Here is a 25497-nt window from a genome sequence, read left to right as displayed (position 1 = left end):
CGCAGGTGTGGATAAATGAACGGGGGGCTGTCGCAATCAGGCAGGCTGCATCACCGAGTCGAGGCCCAGCACCTGGAGGTAGCGGGCGATGCCGCTGTCAGTCGAATATCCCCGTGCGGTAACCACCGCCTGCCGCCTCAAGGCCTGGAAGCGCTCGGGCTCGGCCAGGGCCTGCAAGGCCTTCTCGGCGACCCGCTCACCATCGAAGAAGTCCACCAGCAGCCCGTTGCGGCCGTCCTCGATCACCTCGCGCACCGGCGCGGTATCCGAGCCGATGATCAGGCAGCCGCTGGCCATGGCCTCCAGCAGGGACCAGGACAGGACGAAGGGGTAGGTCAGGTAGATATGCGCGGCGGAAACCTGCAGCACTCGCTTGTAGGTGGCATAGGGCACCTTGCCGAGGAAGTGCACGCGCTGCAGGTCGATGGGGTTCTCCGCCAGCAGCTTGCTGCGCCAGTTGGCAGCGCCCTTGGGGCGGCTGCCGTAACTCACCTCGTCGCCACCGACCACCAGCACCTGGCAGGTCGGGTGCGCCTCAAGGATGCGCGGCAAGGCCCGCATGAAGCTGTGGAAGCCCCGGTAGGGCTCCAGGTTACGTGCCACGTAGGTGAGGGTCGGCTGCCCGGCCTTCAGCACCCGGCCATCGGGCAACTCCAGGCTGGCCTCGGGATCAGGGCCCAGGCCGGCGATATCGATGCCTTCATGGATCACCTGCATGGCGTCGCGATAGGCCGCGGGGTGCACGCTGCGCTGCCACTGGGTCGGGGTGATGGCGAGGTCGCAGTTCTCCAGGTTGAGCAGGTGCAGCGCATTGCGGCTGCGGATGCTCGCAGCGCCGTTGGTATCAAGCGGGAATTCCGGGTCGAAACCGGCATCGGCGCCACGGGCCTGGTAGTAGTACTCGCAGAAGTGGATCAACCGCGCCGAGGGGAAGGCCTCCTTCACATACAGGCTTTCACCCCACCCCGGATGGGCGACCACCACATCCGGTCGGTAACCCTTGCCCTTCAGGTCCAGAAGCAGGCGTAGCACCTGCTGCCCATGAAGCACGCCATCCTCGAAGGTGCGCACATAAGGGTGCGTCTGCGCACTCGCCTTGCGATGGGGCTTGTAGCGTAACAACCGCACCCCCGGCAGCCCAGGCGCCTGCTCGCGGCCGATGGCCAGGACCTCGACATCCTCCCGCTTCGCCAGATGGGCGGCGAGATGACGGAACTGGCCAGGGAAATTCTGGTGAATGAACAGCACACGCATCCCGCCGCAACTCCTTTTGCAGGTCTTCCATGGCTGCCACCCCTCGGGTTTGCCCAGGCGAGAAGCGGCAGAAAATCATGGCACTACGCCACAAGCGAAGGATGAACCGGGACAGGGGAGCAAGGAAAGCGGGCCGCGTGATGCGGCTCACGAATGGCGGATCAATAGCCAAGCAAGGAATCAGGACCTAGCGTCCTGGATTCCCACCACCTCCAAAAACGCCCCGATCACCCGCCTCGCCCCCTGCTCCTTCAAGCACACCAGCGTCTCGGTCATGCGCGGTTCGAAGTCGAGGATGGGCAGTACGTGCACGCCGCGACTGGAGCCGAGTTCGGCGGCGGAGACGATGCCGACGCCGAGGCCGGCGACGACCATCTCGAACACCGCTTCGCGACCTTCCACTTCGATGGCGGGGTGGGTGTCGAGGTCGAGGCGGCGCATTTCGTCTTCCAGCATCTGCCGGGTCATGGAGCCCTGTTCGCGCAGCACCAGCGGGGCGCGGTGCAGGTCGGCGAGGTGGATGGCGTCGCGTCGTGCCCAGGGGTGGCCTTCGGCGACGAAGGCCACCAGCGGGCCGCTGCTGAGCACATGGGCGATCAGGCGGTCGTCGTCCACCGGGCGGCCAAGCACGGCGAAGTCGGCCTGGTAGTCGATCAGCCGGCGCAGGGATTCGTCGCTGTTGCCGGTCACCAGGCGCACGCGGATGCCGGGGTAGCGCTCGCAGAAGCGGGCGATGTAGGGCAGCAGGTGCATGGGCGCGTCCACTGCCAGGGTGAGGCTGCCGCTTTGCAGGGCGCGGGAGCGGGTGAGCAGTTCCTCGGCCTCGTTTTCGGCGGCGAACAGGCGCTGGGTGATGGCCAGCAGGCGCTCACCCAGTTCGGTGAGCTGCACCGAGCGCTTGTTGCGGTTGAACAGCAGCACGCCGAAGCGCTCCTCCAGCTTGCGCACCTGGTCGGAGACCGCCGGCTGGCTGAGGAACAACTGCTCCGCCGCGCGGGTGAAGTTGCCGTGCACCGCCACGGCGTGGAAGGCCTTGAGTTGCGCCTGGGAAACCGACATCACAGCCCCTACTAATAAGCTCAGCTTGTTTGTGAAATACCATAAATCGATTTCATTTATTTCTAGCCAATTGCTTTGATCAGCGCCAGCCCCGACCACCGCTGGAGACGATCATGAGCAAAGCCGAATTCCCCGCATCGCATACGCCCCTCGCCGCGCCGGTCCAGGGCGAGCCCTACCTGCTGACCCCCGGCCCGCTGACCACCTCGCGTGCCACCAAGGAAGCCATGCTGCGTGACTGGGGCTCGTGGGATGCCGACTTCAACCGCGTCACCGCCGAGATCCGCCAGCAGCTACTGGCCATGGCCGGGGTGACCGACGACAGCTACGCCTGCGTGCCCTTGCAAGGCAGCGGCACCTTCTCGGTGGAAGCCGCCCTCGCCACCGCCATCCCCCGCGACGGCAAGGCGCTGATCCTGATGAACGGCGCCTACGGCCAGCGCGCCGCCAAGACCCTCGATTACCTGGGCCGCGCCCATATCGCGCTGGACAAGGGCGACTACCTGCCGCCGCTACCCGAGGAGGTGGACGCCCTGCTCCGCGACCACCCCGAGGTGACCACCGTGTTCCTGGTCCACTGCGAGACCAGCTCCGGCATCCTCAACCCCCTGCGTGAGCTGGCGGCTGTGGTGAAGGCCCATGGCAAGCGCCTGATCGTCGACGCCATGAGCTCCTTCGGCGCGGTGCCGCTGACGGTGGACGAGGTGTCCTTCGATGTCCTGGTGTCCTCGGCCAACAAGTGCATCGAGGGCATCCCCGGCTTCGGCTTCGTGATCATCCGCCGAGACCTGCTGGAGGAATCCGCCGGCCGCGCCCACTCCCTGAGCCTCGACCTGCTGGAGCAGTGGCGCTACATGGAGCGCACCGGCCAGTGGCGCTTCACCCCGCCCACCCACAGCGTGGTTGCCTTCCACGCGGCACTTGAACAGCACGCCGCCGAGGGTGGCGTGCAGGGCCGCCTGGCGCGCTACACGCGCAACCGCGACGTGCTGGTGAACGGCATGCGCGAGCTGGGATTCGAGACGCTGCTGGAGGACCGCTGGCTGTCGCCGATCATCACCACCTTCTTCAGCCCCGAGCACCCGGCCTTCGAGTTCAAGCGCTTCTACGACGAGCTCAAGGCCCGCCAGTTCGTCATCTACCCCGGCAAGCTGACCCAGGCCGAGAGCTTCCGCATCGGCTGCATCGGCCAGATCGACGAGCCCATCGTGCGCCAGTTGCTGCGCGCCATCGCCGAGTCCCTGCAGGCAATGGGCGTGACCCTCGAGAAAACGGCGGCCTGATCCGCCCCTTGGCCGCCCGTGCCCCGATACGGGTGGCCCCTTTTCCATCGGCCGGCGACCGCGCCGGCGAGGAGCCCGCCCACCCGAGACGATCAGCACCATGCCTGACGCACGGCCTCTGCCCTTCTGACCAGGCCCGGCGTTTAGACAGCCAGGAAGTACCCAAGAACAACAACAGCCTCCCTCTCGCACTGTCGGCAAACCCATAGGGGTCAGAACCATGAACAACCAACTCGGTGTCCAAGGGCGCGGATGGCAATCCATCCAGCGCTGGCGTGTACAGATCTTCCTCATCACCTGGCTGGCCTACGCCGCCTTCTACTTCACCCGCAAGGCCTTCTCGGTGGCCAAGCTCGGCATCACCGAGGACGCGGATTTCGAACTCGAAAAATCGGTCATGGCCAACCTCGATGCCCTGTACCTCGCCGCCTATGCCATCGGCCAGTTCACCTGGGGCATCTTCGCCGACCGCTTCGGCCCGCGGGTGATCGTCTTCGGCGGGCTGCTGGTCTCGGCGCTCGCCGCGCTGGCCATGGGCACCTTCGCCACCCTGCCGATCTTCGCCACCTGCATGGTGGTCCAGGGCCTGGCGCAGTCCACCGGCTGGAGCGGGCTGTGCAAGAACATCGGCTGCTTCTTCGCCACCCGCGAGCGCGGCCGGGTGCTGGGCTACTGGAGCACCTGCTACGCCTTCGGTGGCCTGGTCTCCACGCCCTTCGCCGGCTGGTGGGCGTACCAGGTGTTCGGCGACTGGCGCGCGGCCTTCGTCTCCAGCGCCGTGGTGGTGCTGGTGGTGGCGGTGCTGTTCTGGCTGCTGCAGCGCAACCGCCCCGAGGACGTCGGCCTGGAGCCGGTCGAGGTGGAAGTGAAGACCTCCCGCGAGCTGAAGATCGAGCGCGACGGCCACTGGGCATCGCTGCGCAAGATCATGGGCAACCGCACGGTGCTGGTCCTCGGCCTCGCCTATTTCCTGCTCAAGCCGGCGCGCTACGCGATCCTGCTGTGGGGCCCGATGATGGTCTACGAGCGCATGCCCGCCGTGGGCAAGGTCGCCTCGGCCATCGTGCCCACAGCCTTCGAAGTGGCCGGGCTGGTGGGGCCGATCCTCATCGGCATCGCCTCCGACCGCTGGTTCGGCGCGCGGCGCATGCCCGCCTGCGTCATCAGCCTGGTGGCGCTGACCCTGTGCCTGGGCCTGTTCGTGCCGGCCATGCAGAGCGGCAGCCTGTACCTGGTGGTCGGCCTGCTGTTCATGCTGGGCCTGACCCTCTACGGCCCCGACTCGATGATCAGCAGCTCCGCCGCCATCGACTTCGGCACCACTGAAGCGGCCGGCACCGCCGCCGGCTTCGTCAACGGCTGCGGCTCGGTCGGCGCCATCCTCGGCGGCCTGCTGCCCGGTTACTTCGACACCACCACCGTGTTCATCGGCTTCACCGTCGCGGCCCTGCTCGCCAGCCTGATGCTGGTGCCGTTCTGGAACAGCCGGCCCAAGACCCTGAAGGTTCTCGACGGACTCATCCCCCCACCCGGCAACGACGGCCAGCCCCTCGGCGCCCGTTCCTGACTTCACTCCCAAGGAGACACCCATGAACTACCAGCAACCCACCCAGCTGCAAGCCGCGATCCTCGACTGGGCCGGCACCGTTGTCGACTTCGGCTCCTTCGCGCCGACGCAGATCTTCGTCGAGGCCTTCGCCGAGTTCGGCGTCGCCGTGAGCCTGGAGGAAGCGCGCGGCCCGATGGGTATGGGCAAGTGGGATCACATCCGCACCCTGTGCGACCTCCCCGCCATCGCCGAGCGCTACCGCGCCGCCTTTGGCCGCCAGCCCACGGACGACGACGTCACTGCGATCTATGAACGCTTCATGCCCCTGCAGATCGAGAAGATCGCCCTGCACTCGGCGCTTATCCCCGGCGCCCTGGAGGCCATCGCCAGCCTGCGCGGCAAGGGGCTGAAGATCGGCTCCTGCTCCGGCTACCCGGCAGCGGTGATGGCCAAGGTGGTGGAACTGGCGGAGAAGAACGGCTACGTCGCCGACCATGTGGTCGCCACCGACGAAGTCCCCAACGGCCGCCCGCACCCGGCCCAGGCACTGGCCAACGTCATCGCCCTGGGCATCAGCGACGTGGCCGCCTGCGTGAAGGTGGACGACACCTGGCCGGGCATCCTAGAAGGCCGCAGCGCCGGTATGTGGACGGTCGCCCTCACCTGCTCCGGCAACGCCCTGGGCCTGACCTGGGAGCAGTTCAAGGCCCTGCCCGCCGCCAAGCTGGAGCAGGAGCGCGCACGCATCGTCCAGCAATTCGAAGGCGCCCGCCCGCACTACCTGATCGACACCATCGCCGACCTGCCGCAGGTGATCGACGCCATCAACGCCCGGCTCAAGCGCGGGGAAATGCCGCAGGGCAATTGAGTGAACCGTAGGGGGCACCCTGTAGAGGCAACTTCAGTCGCCAAGCAGCCCGCAGGGCTGCCCCTGCTCGGTGCCACAGGTAGCACCGCCTGGTGGATGAAAAGAGCGCCATCCACCCTACGCCCCGGTCCGCTCAGTGCCTGAGCCAAGCGTAAGCCCCACCGTAGGATGGCGTAGAGCGCAGGGAAACCCATCACCGTAGAGGCAACTTCAGTCGCCAAGCAGCCCGCAGGGCTGCCCCTGCTCGGTGCCACAGGTAGCACCGCCTGGTGGATGGAAAGAGCGCCATCCACCCTACTCCCCGGTCATCTCAGTGCCTGAACCAAGCGCAAGCCCCACCCGTAGGATGGCGTAGAGCGCAGCGAAACCCATCATCAACAGGCCTGAACCCGACGGAGATTCCCGGGCTGAAGCCCGGGCTACATCCGAGCCTGGCTACAAACTGCGCGTTTCGATCGAATGCTTGCGCAGCTTGCGGTACAGGGTGTTGCGGCTGATGCCGAGCTGCTCGGCGGTGCGGGTCATGTGCCAGCGCTGGCTTTCCAGGGCGGCGAGCAGGGCGCTGCGTTCGGCGTCTTCCAGCGGGTGCACCACGCAGTCGGTGGTGGGGGCCGGGGCAGGTGCACGGCGCAGGTCCGCCGGCAGGTCGGCGTAGCGGATGCGGCCGTCCTCGCACAGCGCCGCCAGGGTGCGCAGCACGTTGCGCAGCTGGCGCACGTTGCCGGGCCAGGCGTAGTCGAGCAGCGCCTGGCGGGCGTCCTGCTCCAGGCGGATGGCCTGGCCACGGGCTTCTTCGTGCAGCAGGTGGTCGAGCAGCTCGGGGCGGTCGCTGCGCTCGCGCAGGGGCGGCAGGTCGATCACCAGGCCGTTGAGGCGGTAGTAGAGGTCTTCGCGGAAACTGCCATCGGCCACGCGAGCTCCCAGCTCACGGTGGGTGGCGCTGATGATGCGCACGTCCACGGCCTGGGCCTCGCCGCCGATGGGCACCACCTGGCGCTCCTCCAGCACCCGCAGCAGACGGGTCTGCAGGGCCAGGGGCATGTCGCCGATCTCGTCGAGGAACAAGGTGCCGCCATCGGCCTGTTGCAGCTTGCCGCGCATGCCTTCCTTGCGCGCACCGGTGAAACTGCCGCCGCGATAGCCGAACAGCTCGCTCTCGATCAGGGATTCAGGGATGGCCGCGCAGTTGAGCGCCACGAAGGGCCGCGCAGCGCGGGAACTGGCCAGGTGCACGGCCTTGGCGAAGGCCTCCTTGCCGGAGCCGGTCTCGCCATTGACCAGCACGGGCACGTCGCGCTCGTACACCTTCAGCGCACGGCGGAAGTCGGCGGCCAGCGCCGGGTCGCCCAGGCACAGGCCGGGCACGGCGGATTTCGGTGCCACCGGTAACGCACGGGCGACGGCACGCGGCTGGCCCCGCAACACGGCATAGAGGGCACGGCCATTGCGCGCACGCAGCGGCCAGCTGGCATTGGGTTGTGGTTGGGCGCGGCCGAGCAGGTCGTCCAGCCGGCAGTCGAAGAAGGCTTCCACGCTCTGCCCCAGCAGGCGCTCGCGGGCGCTGTCCAGCAGGTTGATGGCGCTCTGGTTCACCGCGCGGATGCGCCCTTCGCCGTCGAAGGCCATCAGCCCCTCGCTGAACAGGCCGACGTACTCGGCCTGCAGGTGGAAGCGCAGCAGCCACTCGCCCTCGAAGCGGCGCAGGAAGTAGCAGCTCTCGATCATCTTCGCCGAGAGGTTGACCAGCGCCATGGTGTGGAACTGGCTCTGGCGCGACACGTCGTGGCGCGCGGAAGACACATCGAGCACCGCCAACAGGTCGCCCTGGGGGTCGAACACCGGACTGGCGGAGCAGGTGAGGCCGGTGTGACGGCTGCGGAAGTGCTCGTCCTGGTGGATGGTCAGCGCCTGGCGCTCGATCACGCAGGTGCCGATGCCGTTGGTGCCCTCGCGGGCTTCGCTCCAGTCGGCGCCCAGCCAAAGGCCGGCGCGCTCGAAGGCCTGGCGCTCGGCCCCGGCGGTCACGCAATTGAGGATCACACCCCGGGCATCGGTGAGCAGCACCGCATGGCCGGCACCGGAAAGCTGGTGATAAAGGCTGCTCATCTCGCCGCTGGCGATCTCCAGCACCTGCTGCATGCCTTCGCGGCACTCGAGCATGCGCGCATGTTCGAGCACGGTCGGCGCCATGGGCAGGGCCGGGTCGAGGTGGTAATCCTCCAGGCAGCGCAGCCAGGAGCGGGCGATGGAAGGGTCGGCGGCGGGCCCGCTGGACTGGGCCTTGCCTTGCGCCACGGTCAGCACTTGCCGAGCGTGGCGGCTCAGGTGGTCGTGCATTCTTGTCGTTCTCCATTGCGGGCTTGCGGGAGGCAGCCCGTGCCCCGATGGGCACCCGCATCGCCGCAGCATCCACCAGCACAAGCGGCTTTGCAATCGCCGGGTGACCCACCGGTCGAGCGCTGTACCGGATGCGTGACACTCTGTCACCCGGGACGTACCAGGCATGCGACAGCCCTCGCCCACCGGCCGTTCCCCACAACGCCTGGAGCCTTCTCCCACGGGGCTTTCACCGGCCTGGCCCGGCCCTTGCTCTATGCTGCTCAAAGCGCTTCGGCGCCAACTCCCCAATAAGCACAAGAGCCAGGAGATAGACCATGCGTTACGCCCAACCCGGTACCCCCGGCGCCATCGTTTCCTTCAAGGCCCGCTACGGCAACTACATCGGTGGCGAGTTCGTCCCGCCGGTCAACGGCCAGTACTTCACCAACACTTCGCCGGTGAATGGCCAGCCCATCGCCGAATTCCCCCGCTCCGACGCCGCCGACATCGACAAGGCGCTGGACGCCGCCCACGCCGCCGCCGATGCCTGGGGCAAGACCTCGGTGCAGGACCGCTCCCTGGTGCTGCTGAAGATCGCCGACCGCATCGAAGCCAACCTCGAACTGCTCGCCGTCACCGAAACCTGGGACAACGGCAAGGCCGTGCGCGAAACCCTCAACGCCGACATCCCCCTGGCCGCCGACCACTTCCGCTACTTCGCCGGCTGCATCCGCGCCCAGGAAGGCGGCGCCGCCGAGATCAACGAGAACACCGTCGCCTACCACATCCACGAACCCCTGGGCGTGGTGGGGCAGATCATCCCGTGGAACTTCCCGCTGCTGATGGCTGCCTGGAAGCTGGCCCCGGCCCTGGCCGCCGGCAACTGCGTGGTGCTCAAGCCCGCCGAACAGACCCCGCTGGGCATCAGCGTGCTGCTGGAGCTGATCGGCGACCTGCTGCCGCCCGGCGTGCTCAACGTGGTGCAAGGCTTCGGCAAGGAAGCGGGTGAAGCGCTGGCCACCAGCAAGCGCATCGCCAAGATCGCCTTCACCGGTTCCACCCCGGTGGGCTCGCACATCCTCAAGTGCGCCGCCACCAACATCATCCCCTCCACCGTGGAGCTGGGCGGCAAGAGCCCGAACATCTACTTCGAGGACATCATGCAGGCCGAGCCGGCCTTCATCGAGAAGGCCGCCGAAGGCCTGGTGCTGGCCTTCTTCAACCAGGGCGAAGTGTGCACCTGCCCGTCCCGCGCCCTGGTACAGGAATCCATCTACCCGGCATTCATGGCCGAGGTGATGAAGAAGGTGAAGGCCATCAAGCGTGGCGACCCGCTGGACACCGACACCATGGTCGGCGCCCAGGCCTCCGAGCAGCAGTACGACAAGATCCTCAGCTACCTCGATATCGCCCAGCAGGAAGGCGCTGAAATCCTCACCGGCGGCGGCGTCGAGAAGCTCGAAGGCAACCTGTCCACCGGCTACTACATCCAGCCGACGCTGCTGAAGGGCAACAACAAGATGCGCGTGTTCCAGGAGGAGATCTTCGGCCCGGTGGTGGGCGTCACCACCTTCAAGGACGAAGCGGAAGCCCTGGCCATCGCCAACGACACCGAGTTCGGCCTGGGCGCCGGCCTGTGGACCCGCGACATCAACCGCGCCTACCGCATGGGCCGTGGCATCAAGGCTGGCCGCGTGTGGACCAACTGCTACCACCTGTACCCGGCCCACGCCGCGTTCGGTGGTTACAAGAAGTCCGGCGTCGGCCGCGAGACCCACAAGATGATGCTCGACCACTACCAGCAGACCAAGAACCTGCTGGTGAGCTACGACATCAACCCTCTCGGCTTCTTCTAGAAAAGGCTCTCCTGGCCTGCCGCGAGCCTCGCAGGTCCAGGCCAGGAGAGACCCCTTGTAAGTGAAAAACCAGGACCGGGCGCCGATCAGGCAGCGCCCGGTCCGCTCCACCCCGGCTCCATCCGACTACAACAACAAGAAACGGTGAACACCATGTGCATCACGCCTCGCTGCTGCCCGCAGTCGGTGGTCCGTGCCCGCTCGGGCCACGCGCCGCCTCCCGCCTCTCCGATCCGTCGCCCCACTTCCTTCAAGGCAACATCCGGAGACGCGCATGACAACCACTAACCAACTCAAACCCACCCTCGGCACCCTGCACCTCTGGGGCATCGCCGTCGGCCTGGTGATTTCCGGCGAGTATTTCGGCTGGAGCTACGGCTGGGGCGCCGCCGGCACCCTCGGCTTCCTGGTCACCACGCTGCTGGTGGCGACCATGTACACCTGCTTCATCTTCAGCTTCACCGAACTGACCACCGCCATCCCCCACGCCGGCGGCCCCTTCGCCTACAGCAGCCGCGCCTTCGGTGAGCGCGGCGGCCTGATCGCCGGCATCGCCACGCTGATCGAATTCGTCTTCGCCCCACCGGCCATCGCCATGGCCATCGGCGCCTACCTCAACGTGCAGTTCCCCGAACTCGATCCCAAGCACGCGGCGGTGGGTGCCTACTTCGTGTTCATGACCCTGAACATCCTCGGCGTCAGCATCGCCGCCACCTTTGAGCTGGTGGTCACGGTGCTGGCCGTGGCCGAACTGCTGGTGTTCATGGGCGTGGTGGCGCCGGGCTTCAGCTTCAGCAACTTCGTGCTCAACGGCTGGGCCGGCTCGGACACCTTCAGCAGCGCCTCGATCTCCGGCATCTTCGCCGCCATCCCCTTCGCCATCTGGTTCTTCCTCGCCATCGAAGGCGCGGCCATGGCCGCCGAGGAAGCCAAGGACCCGAAACGCACCATCCCGCGCGCCTACGTGGCCGGCATCCTCACCCTGGTGTTCCTCGCCATCGGCGTGATGATCATGGCCGGCGGCGTCGGCGACTGGCGCCAGCTGTCGGGCATCAACGACCCGCTGCCCCAGGCCATGAAGGCCGTGGTCGGTGAGAACTCCGGCTGGATGCACATGCTGGTGTGGATCGGCCTGTTCGGCCTGGTGGCCAGCTTCCACGGCATCATCCTCGGCTACTCGCGGCAGTTCTTCGCCCTGGCCCGCGCCGGCTACCTGCCACGCGGCCTGGCCAAGCTGTCGCGCTTCCAGACTCCGCACCGCGCCATCATCGCCGGCGGCGTGATCGGCATCGCCGCCATCTACAGCGACGGCCTGATCAACCTGCAGGGCATGAGCCTGACCGCCGCGATGATCACCATGAGCGTGTTCGGCGCCATCGTCATGTACATCATCAGCATGCTCGCGCTGTTCAAGCTGCGCGCCAGCGAACCCAACCTGGAGCGCACCTTCCGCGCCCCGGGCTACCCGGTGGTGCCGGCCATTGCCCTGCTGCTGGCGGTTGTCTGCCTGGTGGCCATGGCCTGGTTCAACACCCTGATCGGGGTGATCTTCCTCGGCATCATGGCCGTGGGTTTCGTCTGGTTCCAGTTCACCGCCCACCACCGCGCCAGCGCCCCCGCCGACGCGATGCTGACCCGCATCTGAGCCCCAGGCCGGCCCCGACGCAATGGCGGGGCCGGCACAGACAGGACGATCGACATGGCAGTTTTTTCCCATAGCGTCGGCGGCCAGACCTGGCGCTTCGACAGCCTCAAGGAGGTCATGGCCAAGGCCAGCCCGGCGCGCTCCGGTGACTTCCTCGCCGGCGTCGCCGCCAGCAGCGACGGCGAACGCGTGGCCGCGCAGATGGCCCTGGCCGACATCCCGCTCAAGCACTTCCTCGACGAGGCGCTGATCCCCTACGAGGAGGACGAAGTCACCCGCCTGATCATCGACGGCCACGACCGCGCCGCCTTCGACCCGGTCAGCCACCTCACGGTCGGCGGGCTGCGCGACTGGCTGCTGGGCGATATGGCCGACGAGACCTCACTGCGCGCCCTGGCACCCGGGCTGACGCCGGAGATGGCCGCGGCCGTGTCGAAGATCATGCGCGTGCAGGACCTGGTGCTGGTGGCGCAGAAGATCCGCGTCGTCACCCGCTTCCGCAACACCATGGGCCTGCGCGGGCGCATGTCCACTCGGCTGCAGCCCAACCACCCCACCGACGAGCCCGCCGGCATCGCCGCGAGCATTCTCGACGGCCTGCTCTACGGCAACGGCGACGCCATGCTCGGCATCAACCCGGCCACCGACAGCCTGTCGTCCATCTGCGCCATGCTGGAGATGCTCGACGCCATCATCCAGCGCTACGAAATCCCCACTCAGGCCTGCGTGCTCACCCACGTCACCACCTCCATCGAGGCGATCAACCGTGGCGTACCGCTGGACCTGGTGTTCCAGTCCATCGCCGGCACCGAGGCGGCCAACGCCAGCTTCGGCATCAGCCTGGAAATCCTCCGCGAAGGCCACGAGGCCGGCCTCTCGCTGAAACGCGGCAGCCTGGGCAACAACCTCATGTACTTCGAGACCGGCCAGGGCAGCGCGCTCTCCGCCAATGCCCACCACGGCGTCGATCAGCAGACCTGCGAAACCCGCGCCTATGCCGTCGCCCGCCACTTCGACCCCTTCCTGGTCAATACCGTGGTCGGCTTCATCGGCCCCGAATACCTCTACAACGGCAAGCAGATCATCCGCGCCGGGCTGGAGGACCACTTCTGCGGCAAGCTCCTCGGCGTGCCCATGGGTTGCGACATCTGCTACACCAACCACGCCGAAGCCGACCAGGACGACATGGACATGCTGCTGACCCTGCTCGGCGTCGCCGGCATCAACTTCATCATGGGCATCCCCGGCTCCGACGACGTGATGCTCAACTACCAGACCACCTCCTTCCACGACGCCCTCTACGCCCGCCAGAGCCTGGGCCTGCGCCCGGCCCCCGAATTCGAGGCCTGGCTCGAGCGCATGGGCATCGCCAGCCAGCAGGGCGGCCGTGTGCGACTGGGCGAACAGGTGCCGCCCGCCTTCCGCCAGGCCCTGGCGCAGCTCACCTGAGGAAGCCCGATGAGCGACGACAAACGCCCCGCCCTCGACAACCCCTGGCGCGAACTGCGCAACCTCACCCCCGCGCGCATCGCCCTCGGCCGTGCCGGCACCAGCCTGCCCACCGAAGCCCAGCTGGACTTCCAGTTCGCCCACGCCCAGGCCCGCGACGCCGTGCACCTGCCCTTCGACCGCGCGGCCCTGGCTGCCGAGTTGGCCACGCGTGATCGCGACAGCCTGCTGCTGCACAGCGCAGCGGCGGACCGCCACACCTACCTGCAGCGCCCGGACCTGGGCCGACGCCTGGACGAGGAGTCGGTCCAGCGCCTGCGCCAGCACGCCGAAGCCAATCCCGACGGCTACGACCTGGCCCTGGTGATCGCCGACGGCCTGTCCTCCCTGGCCGTGCAGCGCCACGCCCTGCCCTTCCTGCAACGCTTCGAGGAACAGGCGGCGGAAGACGGCTGGAGCACCGCGCCCATCGCCCTGGTGGAACAAGGCCGTGTGGCGGTGGCGGACGAAGTGGCCGAACTGCTCAAGGCGAAGATGGTGGTGATCCTCATCGGCGAACGCCCCGGCCTCAGCTCCCCGGACAGCCTCGGCCTGTACTTCACCTGGGCGCCCCGGGTCGGCCTCACCGACGCCAGCCGCAACTGCATCTCCAACGTGCGCCTGGAAGGCCTCTCCTACGGCCTCGCCGCCCACCGCCTCCTCTACCTGATGCGCGAAGCCAGCCGCCGTCAGCTCTCCGGGGTCAACCTCAAGGACGACTCCCAGGTGCCGATGCTCGACGGCGCCGGCCAGCCTGCACGGGGCAACTTCCTGCTGGGTGGTTGAAGCGCCTCGCCCACCCTGTGGGAGCGGATTCATTCGCGATGGACCGGGAGCCGGGCCCTGCCGCTCCCCGGTCTCGGCGGGCCTCTTCCTGGACAGCCTGGATGATGGGTTTCGCTGCGCTCTACGCCACCCTACGGGTCGAGCCGGGTGACTGAACGGCACGCGACGCCAGTGGTCGAGATGGAAACCCCAGGCATCCGTGATGCGGCCCGCGATCCCGCCGGGTCATGGCTGTCGCCACTGGACAAGCGCCGCGACCCAGCCATGCTGTCTGCTCGTCCCGCAGCCATTCGACAGGACTCCCCATGACCGACCTTTCCTCCTTCCCCATCACCCACAAATGGCCCGCCCAGCATCCCGACCGCCTACAGCTCTACTCGCTGCCCACGCCCAACGGGGTGAAGGTGTCGATCATGCTCGAGGAAGTCGGCCTGCCCTACGAGGCGCACAAGGTCAGTTTCGACACCAATGACCAGCTGTCCCCCGAGTTCCTCTCCCTCAACCCCAACAACAAGATTCCCGCCATCCTCGACCCGGACGGCCCCGGTGGGCAGCCCCTGGCGCTGTTCGAGTCCGGCGCCATCCTGCTGTACCTGGCAGAGAAGAGCGGGCGCCTGATTCCCGACGACGCCGCCGGGCGCTACGAGGCCATCCAGTGGCTGATGTTCCAGATGGGCGGCATCGGCCCGATGTTCGGCCAGCTCGGCTTCTTCAATAAATTTGCCGGCAAGGACTATGAGGACAAGCGCCCGCGCGACCGCTACGTCGCCGAGTCCAAGCGCCTGCTCGGCGTGCTCGACCGTCGCCTGCAAGGGCGTGACTGGATCCAGGACGACTACGGTATCGCCGACATCGCCACCTTCCCCTGGGTGCGCAACCTAATCGGCTTCTACGAGGCCGGCGAGCTGGTGGGCATCGACGGTTTCGCCAACGTCACCCGCGTGCTGGAGGCCTTCCTCGCCCGCCCAGCGGTGGCCCGTGGACTGAAGATTCCGGGGTGATCTCGGCACCGCTACCGGACGGTGCGCGCGCCGTCCGGGAAGACGTACACTGCCAGCCCCTACCCGGTTCCCCGCCCAAGCAGGTGCCAATGGACCCGAACACCCCCAAGCCCATCCACAGGCTGAACGAGCAAGGCTACGAGCTGCTGGTCAACGCCGTGGTCGACTACGCCCTGTACATGCTCTCGCCCGAGGGCGAGATCATCAGCTGGAACGCCGGCGCGGAGCGGATCAAGGGCTACAGCGCCGAGGAAGCCATCGGCCAGCACCTGTCGATGTTCTTCACCGAGGAAGACCGCGCAGCCAACCGCCCCGCCCACCTGATCGCCACCGCACTCAATACCGGGCGTTCCCAGGACGAAGGCTGGCGGGTGCGCCGCGACGGCACGCGCTTCTGGGCCCTGGCGGTGATGGATGTGGTGCGCGACCACGACGGACGGATCATCGGCCTGGCCAAGATCACCCGCGACATGACCGAACGCCACGAGTCCGAGCTGCACCTGCAAGGCCTGCGCGCGCAGCTGTTCCAGGCGCAGAAGCTGGAAGCCCTGGGCCAGCTCACCGGCGGCATGGCCCACGACTTCAACAACCTGCTCACGGTGATCATCGGCGCCTCGGCGCTGGCCGGTCGCACCCAGGACCCCAAGCGCATCAAGGAACTGCTCGGCAGCATCCACGAGGCCGGCCTGCGTGGCAGCCACCTGACCCAGCACCTGCTCTCCTTCGCCCGCCAGCGCGACCAGCAGCAGCAAGTGGTGCAGCTGGAAAACACCCTGCATTCGGCGCAGATGTTCTTCAGCCAGGCGCTGCCCAAGGGCATGACCCTGGAGCTGCAGCTGTGCCCGCCGCTGCATCCCATCCTGGTGGACCCGAGCCAGCTGGAGATGACCCTGCTCAACCTCATCTTCAATGCCCGCGACGCCATGGAGCAGGACGGCAGCATCGTGCTGCGCGCGGAGAACCGCACCCTGACGGGCGAGTGGGACGAGCTGACCGGCGAATTCCTGATCATCTCGGTGCGCGACAGCGGCAGCGGCATCCCGCCGGAGGTGCTGCCGCGCATCTTCGAGCCCTTCTTCACCACCAAGGGGCTGGGCAAGGGCACCGGCCTGGGCCTGAGCCAGGCCTACGGCTTCGTGCGCCAGCACGGCGGCACCATCCGCGTGGACAGCGAACCGGGGCGCGGCACCACCATGACCCTCTGCCTGCCGGCGCTGCTCTACCAGGCCCCCTGAAAGGTGCCGCCGCGCACAGGAACTACTTCAGAAGGCACGACTCTATCGCTGATAGTGAGCCGGCAGCGTAGAATCGCCGGGATCAAGGCCGACCCGCCCATGACCGGACGCAATGCGCAGTGCCGGCCAGCCAGGCTCCCGAGCAGGCACGTCGGCCCTCTACAAGCGAACATCCAGATGAGGCAGGCCAGAACTTGGAACAGCTAAAACGCCTTCAAAGCGGCATCGAAGGGCTGGATGCCCTGTTGAAGGGTGGCTTGGTTGCCGGCGCGTCCTACATCGTCCAGGGCCGTCCCGGATCGGGCAAGACCATCCTCGCCAACCAGATCGCCTTCAACCACGTGCGCGACGGCGGGCGCGTACTGGTCGCCACGCTGCTGGCCGAAACCCATGAGCGACTGTTCCAGTTCCTCTCCACCCTGAGCTTCTTCGACGCCTCGCAGATCGGCGCGCAGATCCAGTTCGTCAGCGCCTTCGACACGCTGGAGAACGAAGGCCTGGACGAGGTGGTCAAGCTGCTGCGCCGCGAGATCAGCCGGCAGAAGGCCACGGTGCTGATCGTCGACGGCCTGCTCAATGCCCGCTCCAAGGCGGATACGCCGCTGGACACCAAGAAATTCATCGGTGAGCTGCAGGGCCACGCCGCCTTCGCCGGCTGCACCGTGCTCTTTCTCACCAGCGCCCGCCTCGACGACGGCAGCCCCGAGCACACCATGGTCGATGGCGTCATCGAGCTGGGCGAAGAGCTGTTCGGTGCCCGCTCGGTGCGCCGCATCCAGCTGCGCAAGACCCGTGGCAGCGGTGCGCTGTCCGGCCTGCACGAGTGCGAGATCACCGACGACGGCCTGGTCGTCTACCCGCGCCTGGAAACCCTCTACAGCCGCCCCACGCGCCCCGACAGCGCCGACCTGCAGCGCATCTCCAGCGGCATCGGCGGCCTCGATGCGCTGATCGACGGTGGCCTGGCGCGCTCCTCGGCCACCCTGGTAATGGGCCCGGCCGGCGTCGGCAAGACCAGCCTCGGCATCAGCTTCCTCGCCCAGTCCACCCCCGAGGAGCCCGGCCTGCACTTCGGCTTCTACGAGTCCCCAGAGCGCCTGCGCATCAAGGCACGCAGCATCGGCATCGACCTGCAGCCCCTGGAAGACAGCGGCGCCCTGCACCTGAAGTGGCAACCCACCACCGAAGGCCTGCTCGACGGCCTCGGCGCTCGGCTGATCAAGACCGTGGTCGAGAAAGGCATCAAGCGCGTGCACATCGACAGCCTCGGCGGCATGGCCCGCGTCGCCAGCAACCAGTCGCGCCTGGTGGAGTTCTTCAGCGCCCTGATGAACGAGCTGCGCGCCCTCGGCGTCACCGTCCTCGCCACCTGGGAGATGCGCGACCTGTACAGTGCCGACATCAACGCCCCGGCGCCGGAGCTGTCGAGCATCGTCGACAACCTGGTGCTGATGCGCTACGTGGAAATGAACTCTGAACTGAAACGCCTGCTGTCCATTCTCAAGATGAGGGACAGCCGTTACGACCCCTCCCTGCTGGAGGTCGTTATCCACGACCATGGAATCAACCTCGACAAGGCCTTCAAGCATGCGACGGCAGTCATGTCGGGGGCGGCAACGCCCAATCCCGGCAACTGAAACACGCCAACTGGTCAGTGCCTAATGACAACGATCCTGGTAGTCGATGACGAGTATCTGATTGCAGATATCCTGGCCTTTGCGCTGGAGGACGAAGGCTACATGGTGGTCAAGGCCGGCAACGGCCGCAGGGGACTGGAAGTTCTCGATCGCGAGCGCCCGTCCCTGGTCATCACCGACTTCATGATGCCGATCATGGACGGCCTGGAGTTCGCCCAGGCGATCCGCGCGCGCACGCAATCCCCCGATCTGCCGATCATCCTCATGAGCGGCGCCCAAGGCAGCGTCGGCCGCGACCGCAGCGACCTGTTCGCCGCCGTCTTCGACAAGCCCTTCGACATCAACGCCGTGATCGCCACGGTCGCGCAACTGATCGGCCCCAGCGACGGCCAGGCCTGAACCGCCCCGCTCCGTCCGCCGCCCATTGCCAGCGTCGCTCGCGTCCCGGAAACTGCCGGCTTTCAGCCCCCAGCGGAGACCGCCGTGTCCACCCAAGAACTCGCCAGCGACCCCACCTGGGTCCAGATCTGCCAGGCCGTCGCCCTCGACCCGCAGCGCCGCTTCACCTCTCGCCAGGCCGTGCTGGGCAGCCCCGACGCCCTCGAAGCCACGCTCTATCGCGCCGACCCCGACGATGCCGACGCCGATGAGGAAGACCTCGGCGATGCCCGCGTACTGATCACCGGCGTCTTCCAGCCCCCCGCCGAATGGAGCGACAGCGAGCGCGAGGAATACTACGACGACAGCGACCCCGTGCAGTTCTTCAGTGCCCTGATCGAATGCATCGCCGCCCCCGCCAGCCGCGCCTACTTCACCGCCGAAGCCGGCGACCAGGTGGCCGTGAACACCCCCGAGGGCGCCATCGAGATGTACTTCCTCTACGAAATCTTCGAAGACGAAGACGGCCACCACGCCGTGCTCATCCGCGACACCGAAGCCTTGTTCTGAGGCGACGCAGCGGCGGTTTCAAGGCCGCCCTTTCGCGAATGAATTCCACAAGGGCGGCGGCGCTGCGCGCCACTTGGCGACTAAAGTCGCCCCTACAAAGGCTCTCGCCACCGCACGGGCAAGACCGCCGTGTAGGGTGGATGACGCTCTTTTCATCCACCAAGGGAGCGGTGACGGGCCACGTCGCCAGGCGCTTCGCGAGCCCGTAGCCCGGACTTCAGTCCGGGGCTCCGATCGCGAATGAATTCGCTCCCATAAGGGCGGCGGCGCTGCGCGCCACTTGGCGACTGACGTCGCCCCTGCAGGAGCTTTCGCAGAGCTCGCCCCTACGGGCTCAACGACTCAACGGCCGCGCCCGGCCAATACGGCGGTGGCGCCCTGGGCCTTGCGGCAGTACCAGATAACGCGGCTGACGCCCCGGGTGATGGCGACATAGGCCAGGCGCAGGCTCTCGTCACGCATGGCCTGGTCGTAGCTGTTGCGGAAGAATCCGCAGCGGGCATACAGGGCGTTGCGCAGGGGGTGCGCCTCCGTGGGCAGGCAGTCGTCGACGATCACCGCCACTTCCGCCTGCAGGCCCTTGGCGCGGTGGATGCTGTAGGCCTTCACCGGCAGCGCCGGGTCCAGTTGCGCCTGGATGCTGCGCAGGGCTTCGTTGCGACGGCCGAGCAGGAGCACGGCGGTGCGCTCGCCGCTGCCACGCTCCTCGACATGGCGGCACTGGGCCTGGATGTCGGCGACCAGGTTCGGCAGCCCGGCGGCCAGGTCGAAGCCCTGCACCAGGCGCACGCCGTCCTCCGGCTGGGCAACCTTCACCGCGCGGCTGGTCTTCTCCTGCTTGAAGGCGACGCCCCCGAGTACCGCCTCGCCGTCGCGTACCACCGTTTCGATGGAGCGGTAGTTGGTTTCCAGCAAGAGCACCTTGCTCTTCTTCGCCTTGCCCTTGCCGGGGAAGTGGCGGTCGAAATCCATGAACAGCTCAGGCGAGCTACCGCGCCAGCCATAGATGGACTGCCAGTCGTCGCCGATGGCCATCAGACTCGGCGCCCGGCGCGAGCGTGCCAGCTGGCGGTGCACGGCCTGCAGCCACTGGACGATCTGCGGGGAGATGTCCTGGAACTCGTCGATCAGCAGGTGCGTCAGCGGCTCCAGCAGCGCGGCGTCGAGGCTGCCGGCCGGCAGGCGCTGGGTGAGCTCGGCGAAGGCATCGTTGAAGGTCATCGCGCCGCGCTCGCGCAACAGCGCCTGGAAGCGCGCCCAGAAGGGCTGCAGGGCTTCGATGAACAAGCGCTCCTGGGGCGGGCAGTTGAGCGTGGCCGGCTGCAACCGGTCGATGCGCAGGCCGATGCTTTCGATGAACCCGGCCTGGGCATGGAAGGCTTCCGGCAGCGGCAGCGCAGTCAGCTCGCCGGCCAGGCGCAACGCATCACGGGGTGCCTGGCCGATGGTGGCGCCCTCCTCCTCCACCGGTTCGGCCAGCCCCAGCAGGCGGTGCACCCGCTGGCGGAACCCGGCATCGGCGGCGTAGCAGGCCTGGTAGGCCTCCTCCAGCAGGCGTTGCTGGGCCGGGCGCAGGCGGCCGGCGGCGAGGGGGTTGTCCGGCTCGGCGCTGGGGTCGCGGTCGTCCAGCTGCTCGAACCAGGCGGGGTTGCCCAGGGCCGCCTTGGCCAGCACGCCCATGGCCGAATGGAAGGTGCGCACGCACTGCCGCGCCTGGGTGGCGTCGAAAGCGAATTCCCAGAAGCCGAGCACCCGCTGCAGCTGGTCGCGCAGCTGCGCACAGGAGGCGTTGGTAAAGGAGATGACGGTGAGCTTGCCGGGCTCGATGCCCAGGTGGCAGAGCATGAACACCACGCGCAGCACCAGGGTGGTGGACTTGCCGGAACCAGCCCCGGCGAAGATGCGGGTGACCGGCGCGCGGCCGAGGATCATCGCCCACTGCTCGTCCGAAGGCGCAGCCACCACGCCAGCGGCCACGGCGGCGGCGACCTTCTCGCGCATGGCCTCGGCGACACCGGCGCTTTGCCGCAGGGGGCCGCCGTAGATGCCGTCGTCCTGGAGCTCAGCCGCCGGCGCAGCGACCCCGCCCGGTTCCTTGGGGGCGGATTTCTTGCCACTCGAACGGCCCTTGGGCGTGCTGGTGGCGCCCTTGCGGCTGCGCCCACGGGGTTTCTTCTGCGCCTGGGCGGCCATGGCCTGCGCAGCCTCGCGCTCTTCGCGCAGGTAGGCGGTGGTACGGGGGAAATAACGCGCCAGCGCTCCGGAGAGCAGCGACTTGTAGCGCTTGACGGCAGACAGCATCCAAAGGGTCCGGGAAAGCGAATAACAGGGCGCGATGATAAGGGCTTTGCCCCGGCGCCGTCAGTTGCTGGCCCCTGGCCAACCGGCGGCAAGGCCTTGCCCCGCGCCGGCAATGCGGCGCCGCGCACATTCCCGAGTAAAAGGCCGGAAGCCTTCTGCAGCGGGGCTTTCACGAATATGGCCCGATCCCTGCACCAAAGCGGCGCATCCTCTGCATCCAGGGAAAGGCCATGACCATCATCTCCAACAGCTCGCCGCTGGCGACCTACCTCGCCAGCGCCACCAAGCCGTCCACCACCGGCACCAGCGGTTCCACCACCGGCACCACCACCGGCACCGACGGCAAGGCCACCGACAAGCCGACGGACCCCATCGCCGAACTGCGCCAGTTCGCCGCCAACCTGGTAGCCCAGGGGCGCGGCGGGCTGATGAACGCCATGGCCGGCAACACCAGCAACGTGCTGAGCAACGCCAGCGCCGCGACCAGGGCCGGGCTAAATGGCGGCAATGGCGCACAGATACAGCTGCCGGACGTTTCCACCCTGGACCGCGACGACGCCGCCAAGATGCTGACCCAGGTGCAGAAGCTGCTCGACAAGGGCCTGGAAGGTGCCTTCTCCTTCGTCGGCGTGAACGGCGACAAGCAGACCAGCTCGCTGGAGACCTACCGCGACTGGCTGCAGGCCAAGGGCGGCATCAGCATCTACGCCTGAGCCTCAGCGCAGGGCCTCGGTCAGCAGCGGCAGGTAGCGCGGGTGCAGGGATATGTCGTTGTGGCCCGCGCCGTCCAGCACCTCCAGCCGTGCCACGCCGGGGGCGAAGGCCGCCGCCAGGCGCTCGCTGCTGTCACGGGGGATGACCTGGTCATCGCTGGCCAGCATCAGCAGCGTCGGCACGCGCAGGGCGCCGACGACATCCGCCGAGCGGTAGCGATCCCGTAGCAACCCGCGCACTGGCGCCCAGGGGAAACGCCCGGCGGCGACGTTCTCGATGCTGTCGTAGGGGGTGATCAGCACCAGCCGGCTCACCGGCCGCTTGCTCGCCAATTGCACGGCAACGCCCGAGCCCAGGCTGCGCCCCACCAGCGCCACCTGCTCGTGGCGGTCGCGGATGTGGTCATAGAGCAATTCGGCATCCCGCAGGATCAGAGCCTCCGACGGCTCGCCGGAACTGCCGCCATAACCCGGGTAATGCATCAGGTAGAGCGCGCGGTCGGGGAAGGCCTCGGCCAGCTGTTCCAGGTTCAGCGACACATCCTCGCCATTGCCACCGAAGTACAGCAGCGCCTGCGCGCCGGGCCGTGGCCGCACCGTGACCACCAGCCGCCCTCCCGGTACCGCCAGCTCCAGGGTGTTCTCCGGCGCCTGCACCGCGCGGGGCTGGGGAAAGTAGAGGAGGTTGCGCTGGAACAGGAAGAGCATGAGGCAGATGGCCAGGTACAGCCCGGCGACGAGGGCGAGGGTTACCAGCAGGGTGCGCGTCATGGAGAGCTCCGAAGGTGTTCCCCCGCGCTGGGCGCGGGGGCGTTTTCAGCCTATCAGAAGCTGAAGTCCACCTTGGTCCACAGGGTGCGGCCGGGCTCCTTGATCGCCTCGGGCTCGGCGGGGAAGCCAAAGCCGGCGTCACCGGCGAGGTTGAGGTGCTCGGCGTAGGCCTTGTCGAAGAGGTTGTCGACCCCGGCGCTGACCTTGATGTCGCGGGTCAGGCGGTAAGCGCCATTGAGGGAGAACACCGCGAAGCCGCCGCTGCTGCCGAAGTCCTGCCCGACGACGTTGCCCTGCCCTTCGGCCACGCGGTTCTGCGCGGCCACCACGCGCCACAGGGCACCGGCGCTCCAGGCGCCCTGCTCGTAGGCCAGGCTCAGGCGCGCTTCCAGCGGCGGCATCTGCGGCAGCGCACGGCCGTCGGAACTGTTCTTGCCCCAGGCGTAGGCCAGGGTGCCGTCGGTCTTCCAGTTCTCGTCCAGGCGGTAGGCCGCGCCCAGTTCGCCGCCCATGATGCGCGCGTCGATGTTATCGGCCCGCGAGGTGTCGCCCATCATCCCCGGGGTGTAGGTGAAGAGGATGTAGTCGCGCACCTGGCCGACGTAGCCGGACGCCCAGGCCTCCAGGTCGCCCTCGCTGTACTGCACGCCGAAGTCCAGCTGGGTGGTCTTCTCCGGCTTGACCCCATCGAAGGCGTTGCGCGAGCCGGCCGGGCCCTGGTTGGGCGAGTACAGCTCCCAGTAGTCGGGGAAGCGCTGCACATGGCCGAGGCCGGCATAGAGGGTGGTGGCGCTGTCCAGGTCGTGCTCGTAGCGCGCGAAGCCGCTGGGCAGGGTGTCGGCGCGGGTGTCGCCGAAGGTCGGGTTGGCCATGCCCATCATGCCCAGGGTGCGGCGGTAGTCCTTGGCGTCGGAGCGGTCCAGGCGCGCGCCGGCCACCACGCGGTCGCCCTCCTCCACGTACCAGGTCAGCTCGCCGAAGGCGCCGTAGCTGTGCATCAGCGCATCACGGGTGCGGGGGAACTGGTCGGCGTCGGTGAAGGTGCCGCTCATCATCGAGTAGCGCGAGGCACGCTTGCGGTGCTCGCTGCGCATGGCATCGAGGCCGGCCACCAGCTCCACCTCGCTCCACTTGAAGGTGGCGGCCATGCGCGCACCGAGGGTGCGGCGGTCCACCTGGGAGGCCATCGGCATGGGCATCGAGCTGGTCGGGTCGGGGTTGCGCAGGCGGAAGTTGTCCATCACGTGGTCGGCGTAGTTGTAGTAGACCTGCGCCTCCAGCTTGTCGAGCACGCCGCCGAGGTTGCTGCGCTCGAAGCGCAGGCCGAGGCTTTCGCGCAGGAACTGGCTGCCGTCCATGCCGCGCCCGGCGTAGCGGGACTCGCCGTTGCCACGCCCGGCGGAGAGCTCGACCAGGGTGTCGGCGTCCGGGGTCCAGCCGAGGGCCACGTCGCCGTTCCACTTGTCCCAGCGCGAGGGCACGGTGTCGCCGTTGCCGTCCTCGTAGTCGTCGGACTGGGAATGGTTGCCGGTGGCGCGCAGGTAGCCGAGTTCGTTGCCCACGGCGCCGTCCAGCACGCGGTCGAAGCGGCCGTTGGAGCCGGCCAGCAGGCTGGCATGGAGGCGGCTGCCGAGTTCGCCGAAACGCTCCGGCTCACGCTCGAACAACACAGTGCCGGCCGAGGCACCCGGGCCCCAGAGCACGGTCTGCGGGCCCTTGATCACGGTGAGTTTGTCGAAGGTCTCCGGCGAGATGTAGGAGCTGGGGGCGTCCATGCGCCCCGGGCAGGCACCGAGCATCAGGCCGCCGTTGGTGCGCAGGTTGAGGCGCGAGCCGAACATGCCGCGCAGCACCGGGTCGCCGTTGGTGCCGCCGTTGCGGATGGCGGAGAAGCCGGGAATGGTCTTCAGGTAGTCGGCGCCGTCGCTGGCCGGCACCGGCTGCCGGGCCTCCTTCGGGTCAGTGACGATGGTCAGCGGCGAGCTCTGCTGCACCGCGGTGATGACGGTGGCGCTGACCTCGATCGGCTCGGCAGCGGGCGCGACGGGCGCCACGTGCTGCTCGTGGTCATGTTCATGGGCGACGGCGCCCGCGGCGAAGGCCAGGCCGGCGGCCAGGGCGAAGGCGTGGCGCCAGCGCAGGCGCGCGGCATCGGGCTGGAAGCTGAAACGGCTGGAGCGGCAGGGGACAGGCTGGTGCATGTGGATGCTTTCCATGATCTGAAATCGTTGGCGCCGTCACGCTCGGGCGACGGGCAGCTCGGGTCGGCGGCGTCAGCAGGACGGCCGCAGGCGCGGGGTTGTGATTTCAGAGGCAGGGAGAGGCGCGGGGATTGGCCGAGGGCCAGCAGTAACGGGGGGGCGTGCATGTGTGGCGGTCCCGGGGCGGGCGCGGAAGCTCGCGGCGACGCTGGAGCCAGAACAGACCGAGGAAGAAGAGGATGCCGAGGGTGACGGCGCTACCCATCGGGCAGCTGAAACCCAGGTTTGAAAGCTGCGCCAGGGAGCCGGACAGATCACCGTCGACGGAAGGCCCGTCGCTGCCGGTGGCCGAGCAGAAGGCGCCACCGAGCCCGCTGAGTTCCAGGCCCAATGCCTGGCCGTGGTGAATACCGCAGGCGAGCAGGTTGAACAGGACGCAGGCGTAGAGCATCCAGGCGATCAACGAGCGGTCGTGGCGGGCGGTTTTCATGGGCGGCGACTCTAGCACCGAAATTTCACGGCGAGAAAGCCGGCCCTTGTGGTGGATTGCCGCAGCCGATGTCGGATAGATCGCTGCAATCCG

Annotated in this window: 20 protein-coding genes; 13 read left to right on the top strand and 7 right to left on the bottom strand. The window is 67.8% G+C overall.

From position 1 onward, the window contains the following. Positions 1–36: 36 nt before the first annotated feature. Both PI990_RS04690 and PI990_RS04685 read right to left on the bottom strand, forming a co-directional pair. Positions 37–1254 carry a glycosyltransferase family 4 protein gene (locus tag PI990_RS04690; RefSeq protein ID WP_271659948.1) on the bottom strand — a complete coding sequence of 406 codons (1218 nt, stop codon included), beginning with the start codon at positions 1252–1254 and terminating at the stop codon, positions 37–39. 180 nt (positions 1255–1434) lie between these two features. Next, the gene (locus tag PI990_RS04685; RefSeq protein ID WP_271659947.1) at positions 1435–2313 is read right to left on the bottom strand and encodes a LysR substrate-binding domain-containing protein; all 879 of its coding nucleotides are present in this window, start codon (positions 2311–2313) and stop codon (positions 1435–1437) included. Between the two features lie 113 nt (positions 2314–2426). Here PI990_RS04685 and PI990_RS04680 point away from each other — a divergent pair, with 113 nt between their 5' ends. The 3 genes from PI990_RS04680 (at position 2427) to phnX (ending at position 6013) form a co-directional block, all read left to right on the top strand. Then, positions 2427–3596: a 2-aminoethylphosphonate--pyruvate transaminase gene (locus tag PI990_RS04680; RefSeq protein WP_271659946.1), complete on the top strand. Its 1170-nt coding sequence runs from the start codon at positions 2427–2429 to the stop codon at positions 3594–3596. Between the two features lie 220 nt (positions 3597–3816). Then, positions 3817–5163, top strand: a complete 1347-nt coding sequence (locus tag PI990_RS04675) for an MFS transporter (RefSeq protein ID WP_184489616.1) — start codon at positions 3817–3819, stop codon at positions 5161–5163. A 22-nt stretch (positions 5164–5185) separates the two neighbouring features. Continuing rightward, the gene (gene phnX, locus PI990_RS04670; protein ID WP_271659945.1) at positions 5186–6013 is read left to right on the top strand and encodes a phosphonoacetaldehyde hydrolase; all 828 of its coding nucleotides are present in this window, start codon (positions 5186–5188) and stop codon (positions 6011–6013) included. A 435-nt stretch (positions 6014–6448) separates the two neighbouring features. On the opposite strand, the gene PI990_RS04665 is transcribed toward phnX, so the two are convergent. Further along, on the bottom strand, positions 6449–8350 hold the full coding sequence (locus PI990_RS04665; RefSeq protein WP_271659944.1) for a sigma-54-dependent Fis family transcriptional regulator: 1902 nt from the start codon (positions 8348–8350) through the stop codon (positions 6449–6451). Positions 8351–8667: 317 nt separating this feature from the next. On the opposite strand from PI990_RS04665, the gene exaC reads away from it, so the two are divergent. From exaC to PI990_RS04620, 9 genes are all read left to right on the top strand, one after another. Further along, positions 8668–10188, top strand: coding sequence for an acetaldehyde dehydrogenase ExaC (exaC, locus tag PI990_RS04660; protein WP_271659943.1), 1521 nt, complete (start codon positions 8668–8670; stop codon positions 10186–10188). Between the two features lie 274 nt (positions 10189–10462). Beyond that, on the top strand, positions 10463–11833 hold the full coding sequence (gene eat, locus PI990_RS04655; RefSeq protein ID WP_271659942.1) for an ethanolamine permease: 1371 nt from the start codon (positions 10463–10465) through the stop codon (positions 11831–11833). A 54-nt stretch (positions 11834–11887) separates the two neighbouring features. Continuing rightward, positions 11888–13282, top strand: a complete 1395-nt coding sequence (locus PI990_RS04650; RefSeq protein WP_271659941.1) for an ethanolamine ammonia-lyase subunit EutB — start codon at positions 11888–11890, stop codon at positions 13280–13282. Positions 13283–13291: 9 nt separating this feature from the next. Then, on the top strand, positions 13292–14107 hold the full coding sequence (gene eutC / locus PI990_RS04645; RefSeq protein ID WP_271659940.1) for an ethanolamine ammonia-lyase subunit EutC: 816 nt from the start codon (positions 13292–13294) through the stop codon (positions 14105–14107). 305 nt (positions 14108–14412) lie between these two features. After that, the gene (locus PI990_RS04640) at positions 14413–15108 is read left to right on the top strand and encodes a glutathione S-transferase N-terminal domain-containing protein (RefSeq protein WP_271659939.1); all 696 of its coding nucleotides are present in this window, start codon (positions 14413–14415) and stop codon (positions 15106–15108) included. Positions 15109–15197: 89 nt separating this feature from the next. Next, on the top strand, positions 15198–16343 hold the full coding sequence (locus PI990_RS04635; protein WP_271659938.1) for a two-component system sensor histidine kinase NtrB: 1146 nt from the start codon (positions 15198–15200) through the stop codon (positions 16341–16343). 194 nt (positions 16344–16537) lie between these two features. Beyond that, entirely contained in the window at positions 16538–17980 is a 1443-nt protein-coding gene (locus PI990_RS04630) for an ATPase domain-containing protein (protein WP_021216741.1), read from the top strand. 24 nt (positions 17981–18004) lie between these two features. After that, entirely contained in the window at positions 18005–18379 is a 375-nt protein-coding gene (locus tag PI990_RS04625) for a response regulator (protein ID WP_021216742.1), read from the top strand. Positions 18380–18463: 84 nt separating this feature from the next. Continuing rightward, a complete protein-coding gene (locus PI990_RS04620; protein WP_442969315.1) occupies positions 18464–18928 on the top strand; it encodes a hypothetical protein in 465 nt (154 codons plus the stop codon). Positions 18929–19270: 342 nt separating this feature from the next. Here PI990_RS04620 and PI990_RS04615 read toward each other — a convergent pair whose 3' ends face one another. Then, complete coding sequence (locus PI990_RS04615; RefSeq protein WP_271659937.1) at positions 19271–21229, bottom strand: DEAD/DEAH box helicase; 1959 nt, start codon at positions 21227–21229, stop codon at positions 19271–19273. A 230-nt stretch (positions 21230–21459) separates the two neighbouring features. Here PI990_RS04615 and PI990_RS04610 point away from each other — a divergent pair, with 230 nt between their 5' ends. Beyond that, positions 21460–21942 carry a hypothetical protein gene (locus PI990_RS04610; protein WP_271659936.1) on the top strand — a complete coding sequence of 161 codons (483 nt, stop codon included), beginning with the start codon at positions 21460–21462 and terminating at the stop codon, positions 21940–21942. Positions 21943–21945: 3 nt separating this feature from the next. Here PI990_RS04610 and PI990_RS04605 read toward each other — a convergent pair whose 3' ends face one another. The 3 genes from PI990_RS04605 to PI990_RS04595 all read right to left on the bottom strand — a co-directional run bounded on the left by PI990_RS04605 (position 21946) and on the right by PI990_RS04595 (position 25404). Further along, a complete protein-coding gene (locus PI990_RS04605) occupies positions 21946–22713 on the bottom strand; it encodes an alpha/beta hydrolase (RefSeq protein ID WP_271659935.1) in 768 nt (255 codons plus the stop codon). Positions 22714–22766: 53 nt separating this feature from the next. Next, entirely contained in the window at positions 22767–24914 is a 2148-nt protein-coding gene (locus PI990_RS04600; protein WP_271659934.1) for a TonB-dependent copper receptor, read from the bottom strand. Between the two features lie 106 nt (positions 24915–25020). Then, complete coding sequence (locus PI990_RS04595) at positions 25021–25404, bottom strand: DUF2946 family protein (protein ID WP_271659933.1); 384 nt, start codon at positions 25402–25404, stop codon at positions 25021–25023. Positions 25405–25497: the final 93 nt, after the last annotated feature.

Source organism: Pseudomonas sp. TUM22785, from assembly GCF_028198105.1.
GTDB classification, from domain to species: domain Bacteria; phylum Pseudomonadota; class Gammaproteobacteria; order Pseudomonadales; family Pseudomonadaceae; genus Metapseudomonas; species Metapseudomonas solani.
The sequence above is the reverse complement of the archived record's forward strand: the minus strand, read 5'-3'. Positions and strand labels throughout refer to the sequence as shown.